Genomic DNA, 6,282 nt, shown 5'->3' with positions numbered 1-6,282 from the left:
CGCTTCGAGTCTTCCACCTTGATCACCTCGGCGCCCAGGAATGCCAGCAGCTTGCCCGCATACGGCCCCGCCCACACCTTGGTGAGCTCGACGACCCGGACGCCTTCCAGCGGACCGCCCCGCGATGTCTTCGCCTGCTTGAGTTGCGCACACTTGACCTTCAACCGGGCCCGCGATGTCGTATCGATGCGCAACTCGGCCGAGTGCTGTCCCAAATGCGGTGCGCAACTGGTCATCTCGGCAGGAGAGGCACTCATCAGGTACGGCACCGTAGGGTATGGCGCCGTGCCGAGCACCGGGTGCGCCACGTCTGTGAAGAAGCCGCGGTGCCGGTACTGCGGCAACGACGGCAGATCCTCGATGAAGTTCACCGGAACCAGCGGCACGCCAAGGCGTTGGGCCGTCTCGGCGACGGCGTCCTTGGCCTGCTCAGATATCCACGGGGTGAAGCCGCGGTGGAACGTCGCGACCTTCTCCGGTGTCACCGAGAACTCGAGCCAGTCGTCGTCGAAGTCGTCCAACCACGGCGGTCGACCCATCAGCTCCTTGAGCTGCGCCCAGTGGTGTTCGTTGGTCATATAGAGGTAGACGTGCCCGTCGCGGCAGGCGAAGAAGGACGCGGGCCCCTGTTGATCGAAGTCGTCGCGGCCGCCAACCGGTGCGATCTCACCGGTGATGAAGCGGCCCAGTATGCAGTCGGTCCGCGATACCAGCACTGCGTGCGCGGAGACGTCGATGAACTCACCGTCGCCGCGGTGAAGAGCAGAGAACAGACATGACACCACGCACAGCGCCGCGTCCAGACCGGCCTCGTAATCGGCCAGGAAGCGGCCGGGACCCTTGAGTGGAGGCAGTGCGGGATCGACGTGGCTGGGAGTGTGATGGCCCCAGCCACTGGCGTGGAACACATTGATACTCTTGGCATTACGCATCTCGTCAGGTGCGTCGATGCCGAACGGCGTGATCGAGCAGAACACCACCTCGGGGTGGCGGCGTGCCAGCGCGACCGACGACGTGTGATCGTCGATGACCGCGTTTGCGGTGGCGATGACGTCGTCGAGCGAATCACCGTCGAGCACGACAGACTTCTTGTTCGTGTTCAAATACGCGAACAGGCTGCTCGGGGTCATCGCCCGTGTCGGGCTGCCCGTTTGCCGCCTTTCAATCTTGACGACCTCGGCGCCGAAGTCGGCCAGCAGCTTTCCGCAGTATTCCCCGGCCACCGACTCGGCCAGTTCGACGATCCGGATGCCGTTGAGCGCCGACATGGGTCACCCTGCGGCTCAAGGCTTCTTGCGGCCCGAGCGGCTCAGTCTCCACTCCGGCGGGAAGTTCATGTCGTTGTCCTTCACGACGTTGTTGAGGCCCTTCTCGAAGGTGCCGTCGGTGAGGTCGACGTCGTTGGGCTGGTCGTTCTGAATCAACGGAAGCATGCCCTCGACCATGCCGGTGAGCAGGCTGCCGAAGTATTCGCCCTTATGCTGCTTATAGAGTTCGAGAAAGGTCTTCTGCACAGCGACGGTGTCGGTTGGACGCGTCTTCGAGCATGCGAGCGCGTACTTCTCGGTCTCCTTCTCGAGCGCCTCGCGCGGCACCACGCTGTTGATGAAGCCGCACTCGTACATCTCCTTGGCGCTGAATGGCCTTCCGGTGAAGAGCATTTCGGAAAACTTGCGCAAACCCATCGTCTCGGCCCACCACCAGAGCCGCGGGCCCCACCCGACGTAGCGGAAGGCCGGATGGCCGAATAGCGCGTCGTCGGAGGAGATGACCAGGTCTGCGTCGCCTGCCTGGTAGAAGTGCCAGCCGTAGCAGTAGCCCTTCGCCTCGATGATGCTGATCTTCCGGAGCTCCTGCAGCGGCCGGTTGCCTGCCTTGGCCTTGGCGTAGAAGTCGGTGACCGTTGACAGGTAGCGATACGAGCCACCCGGCGGGTAAGCCACCTCGTCGTCGTTGATTGCGACCTCGTGAAGCAGCGGCATGCCGGGGTTCTCCAGCATTCCGCGCTGCTCCGGCAGGTCGCCGCCGCTGCCGAAATCCTCCCCCTCGCCGCGGATCACCACCACCTTGACGTCGTCGTCGACGTTGCACTTGTGAATCAGGTCGGCATAGTTCTGCCGCATACCCAGCGTGGTGGAGTTCTGCGCATCGGGCCGGTCGAACGTGATGTAGGCGATGCGGTTCTTCTTGTCCTTCTCGAACTTGATGTACTGCTCGGCTTCCTTCTTCATCTCTTCGTAGTCGTAATCAGGCATACATATCTCCTTGTGTCATCGATCTCTGAATCTGGTGCATGTCAGGACACGACGGCAGGCATCGACTCCCAGCCGCGCACCGTCGATGTGGGGCTGAGCTCCGCGCCGGTCAGGTCGACCTCCCACGTGGGGAACCGGTCGAGGATTTCGTCGAGCGCGACGCGACCCTCCAGGCGGGCCAACGCGTTACCGAGGCAGAAGTGGGTGCCCAGGCCGAAGGCGAGGTGCTGGTGGGGTTCGCGGTGGATGTTGAACTCCTCGCTGTCCTCGCCGAACCTGCGGGGATCCCGATTCGCGGCGCCGACGATCAGCATCATCGCGCTGCCCGCGGGCACCGCCTCGCCGTAGTACTGCAAGTCGCGTGTCACGTAGCGGCTGACATGCGGAGCGGGCGGCTCGAACCGCAGCAGCTTCTCGATCGCGGCAGGTAGCAGCGTCCTGTTCGCCGCCAACTCGCGCCGCTGATCCGGATGCTCGGCCAGCACCTTGCCCGCCCAGCCCAACAGCCGCGTCGTCGTCTCGCTGCCTGCGGTCGCAATGACCTGCAGATACAGCAGCAGTTCGTCGCGGCCCACCCTGCGCGTGGCACCCGTCTCGTCGGCGAACTCCGCCGTCAACAATTCGGTCATGATGTCGTCTGAGGGATGTTCGGCGCGCCAGTCGATGTAGGACGCGAACACCTCGCCGGTGGCGATGACGCCGTCGGGGTTCTCCGTCATCTTGCCGCCGCGCTGCGTGCGAAGCGTCGAGTCGCCGTGCTCCACGACGTGGGCCTGGTCCTCCTCGGGAATGCCGAGCAGCATCCCGATGACCTTCATCGGCATCTGCGCGCCCAGGTCGTGCACGAAGTCGAACCGGCCGGTACCGACCAACGGGTCCAGGCACCGTGCGGTGAATTCCCGAATCTTCGGCTCCAACGCCGCGACCTTGCGCGGCGTGAAGATCCGCGACAGCAGCTTCCGGTGGATGTTGTGTATCGGCGGGTCCTCGAAGATCAAAGTGCCCGAAGGGATTTCCATGCCCGACTGGATGATCTCGAGCACCGCACCGCGCGCGGAGCTGAACGTCTCGTGGTCGTGCAGCGCGGCGTCGACGTCGTCGTACCGGCTGAGCGCGTAGAAGCCATGCCGCTCGTTGAAATAGAGCGGGGCATCGTCGCGGATCCGGCGAAACATCGGATACGGATCGGCGTTGAGTTCGACCTCGTAGGGGTCGTAATAGACGTCGTTACCGGTGCTGACCGTCACCGGTTCAGTGTTTCAGCGCCGGAACGCGTTCGGGCTGTTTGTACTCTTTGCTTAAAAGAAAGGGCGTTCCGCATGTCTGACATCGGTTTACAGCCCGCACGTGCGCTAGCCGAGGCCATCAAACGCCGAGACCTGTCCAGCCGTGAGTTGCTGGAGCACTACCTGACCCGTGTCGAAGCGCTCAACCCCCGCCGAAGACCGTCGTCACGCTCATCCCGACGGGGCGCGACGCCCGGTGATCTTCGGCAAAACTATGCACTTCCGGACACCGCGGGCGATGTTGCGGATTGTGCGCCGCGGCGCGCGCGCTGCCCCGACAATGAGCGGGGGGCGTAAGGGGAGAGCATGACGATCGTCAGAATTGCGGCGTCGGCAGCATCGATGGGGGTGGCAGCGCTAGCCTTCGCTGGGCCGGCGTACGCCGACGATTTCGTAGCTGGCAAATACAATGTTATTCGCAACGCTGGACTCGCGCCGGGCCACCATTCAGGAGCGGCTGACTCGATGTGGACCGTCAATTCCTGCGGACCCGATTGCCGGGAAGTGGTCGGTGACATCGGCATCACCTGGCGAACGCATCTGGTGAGCGGTCAGTGGACCGGCTCAACTCACAGACAAGAGGCGGTCGACTGCAAGAACGGCACATGGGCCAGCGGCACGTTAGTGCTCTCGGTGGATCCGCAAATGCTTAGAGGAACGGTCATCAGTTCCTCCGATGGACCGGCTTGCGGCAGCCCGACCCCTATCACCGCAGGCACGGTGGACCTTCTCATGGGTCACGAATAGCCACTTCGAACCAGCAAGCCAGCCTCGGTGGTCGCCGTGGCAAGGCGGTCCCAGCAACACGTCTGCAGCGGGCTTCTTCCGACCCGAGCGACTTAGCCGCCACTCTGGCGGGAAGTTCATGTCGTTGTCCTTCGCACCGGGGCATACCATCTCCCTTGGTCATCTCGTTTGCAGTCCCCCGCGCTGACGATCACCGGTGCAGTGTTTCAGCGCAGAACGGTGTCGGGGCGTTTGTACTCTTTGCTTGAAGGAAAGAGTGTTTGGCATGTCTGACATCGCATTGCAGCCCGCACATGCGCTGGCCGAGGCCATTCGCCGTCGCGAACTGTCAAGCCGCGAATTGCTGGATCACTACCTGACCCGAGTCGATGCACTGAACGGCCCGTTGAACGCCGTCGTCACGGTCGACCCCGATGGTGCGCGCGTCGCCGCAGACGCCGCCGACGTGGCGCTGGCCCGCGGTGACGACATTGGACCGCTGCACGGCGTGCCGATGACGGTCAAGGACACCTACCAGACCGCCGGCATGCGAACCACGTGCGGTCTGCCCGCCTGGGACCATGTCCCGGAGCGCGACGCGGAGGCGGTGCGGCGGCTGCGCGGTGCGGGCGCGGTGATCTTCGGCAAGACCAACACCCCGACCCTCGCGGGTGACTGGCAGACGTACAACCCGATCTTCGGCACGAGCAACAATCCGTGGGACACGACGCGCACCACCGGCGGTTCCTCTGGTGGCGCGGCGGCCGCGGTCGCGGTCGGCATGACGGCGCTCGAGCTGGGAAGCGACATCGGAGGCTCGATCCGCTTCCCGGCGAACTGGTGCGGAGTGTGCGGGCACAAGTCCACCTGGGGCGTCGTGCCGCAAGCCGGCCATCTGCCGCCTGCACCGGGCACGCTAGCCGCGACCGATCTGTCCGTCGTCGGCCCGCTGGCACGAGACGTCACCGACCTCGAGCTCGCGCTGGGGGTGCTCGCGGGCGCGGCAGGCCATGCGGCAGCGGGGTGGCGGCTGGAGCTGCCGGGTCCGCGCGGCGAGACACTGCGCGATCTGCGGTTGGCGGTCTGGCTCGACGATCCGGCATATCCCGTCGGCACCGAGGTGGGGACGGTGCTGCAGGCGGCGACGGACACGCTGGGGTCGGCCGGCGCACGGGTGTTCGAGGACCGGCCCGCTGTCGTACTCCCTGACGTGGTCCGGCTGTATCAGCATTTTTTGTATCCGATCTTGTTGTCCACCATGGCGGAACGTTCCTTCGACAAATTGATCGCCACGGCGGAGTCGTTACCGCAGGACGACGACAGCCCGTTGGCGCGCACGGCGCGGTTCGCCACTCAGCGCTACCGGGACTGGACGCTCGCCGTAGAGAAACGCGAGCGGTTGCGTGCGCTGATGGCGGAGTTCTTCGTCGGGGTGGACGCCCTGCTGATGCCGGTGGCGATGATGCCCGCCATCCCACACGATCACAGCGAGCCGTTTCCGAAGCGGGTGATCCGCGTGGACGGTGCTATCCGGCCGTACACCGATCTGATGGCCTGGATCGCGTTGGCGACGCTGACCCATCTACCCGCCACCGTCGTGCCGGTCGGATTCACCCCGTCGGGGCTGCCGGTCGGCATCCAGATCGTCGGACCCTATTTGGAGGACCGCACCACGCTCGCAGTCGCGCGGCTGATCGAACAACTGCTCGGCGGATACGTCGCGCCGCCGGGAGTGTGAGCTACAGCCGCTGCAAAGCGAAGGTCCAGAACTGCGTCCCCGGCGGGCCGCCGAAGCAGCCGACGTCGTAGCTGGAGTTGATCTCGCCGGCCAGCGTGACCTGGTTCCAGGTGTAGGTGTCGCGGGACGGCAGCACCTGGCCGGGGCAGCGCAGCCCGTCGGGCACGTCGACCACCAATGTGTAGATGTCGCCGTCGAGGTGCGCCTTGCCGCCGTACTCGTAGTAGTACTTCAGCCGGGATATGCCGTTGACGTCGACGCAGTCCGCTGACTTCTC

General features: G+C 64.8%; 5 protein-coding genes and 1 pseudogene. 2 read left to right on the top strand and 4 right to left on the bottom strand.

Annotated elements, in window-relative coordinates; genetic code table 11:
* The 3 genes from QOJ24_RS00830 to QOJ24_RS00820 form a co-directional block, all read right to left on the bottom strand.
* Nucleotides 1-1,268, bottom strand: a 1,268-nt coding sequence (locus tag QOJ24_RS00830; protein ID WP_526258164.1) for a CoA transferase, incomplete at its 3' end; no start/stop codon positions are given.
* A 15-nt stretch (nucleotides 1,269-1,283) separates the two neighbouring features.
* Entirely contained in the window at nucleotides 1,284-2,255 is a 972-nt protein-coding gene (locus QOJ24_RS00825) for an enoyl-CoA hydratase/isomerase family protein (RefSeq protein WP_526258162.1), read from the bottom strand.
* Between the two features lie 41 nt (nucleotides 2,256-2,296).
* Nucleotides 2,297-3,502, bottom strand: a complete 1,206-nt coding sequence (locus tag QOJ24_RS00820; RefSeq protein WP_526258160.1) for a cytochrome P450 — start codon at nucleotides 3,500-3,502, stop codon at nucleotides 2,297-2,299.
* 345 nt (nucleotides 3,503-3,847) lie between these two features.
* Between QOJ24_RS00820 and QOJ24_RS00815 the strand changes: the two genes are divergently transcribed.
* Together QOJ24_RS00815 and QOJ24_RS00810 are read left to right on the top strand one after the other, a co-directional pair.
* On the top strand, nucleotides 3,848-4,288 hold the full coding sequence (locus tag QOJ24_RS00815) for a hypothetical protein (RefSeq protein ID WP_526258166.1): 441 nt from the start codon (nucleotides 3,848-3,850) through the stop codon (nucleotides 4,286-4,288).
* A 265-nt stretch (nucleotides 4,289-4,553) separates the two neighbouring features.
* Complete coding sequence (locus tag QOJ24_RS00810; RefSeq protein WP_526258158.1) at nucleotides 4,554-6,005, top strand: amidase; 1,452 nt, start codon at nucleotides 4,554-4,556, stop codon at nucleotides 6,003-6,005.
* Nucleotide 6,006: 1 nt separating this feature from the next.
* On the opposite strand, the pseudogene QOJ24_RS00805 reads toward QOJ24_RS00810, so the two are convergent.
* Nucleotides 6,007-6,282: pseudogene (locus QOJ24_RS00805) on the bottom strand (hypothetical protein); the annotation flags it as partial.

This window comes from Mycobacterium sp. (assembly GCF_032159775.1).
Classification (GTDB): Bacteria; Actinomycetota; Actinomycetes; order Mycobacteriales; family Mycobacteriaceae; genus Mycobacterium.
The sequence above is the reverse complement of the archived record's forward strand: the minus strand, read 5'-3'. Positions and strand labels throughout refer to the sequence as shown.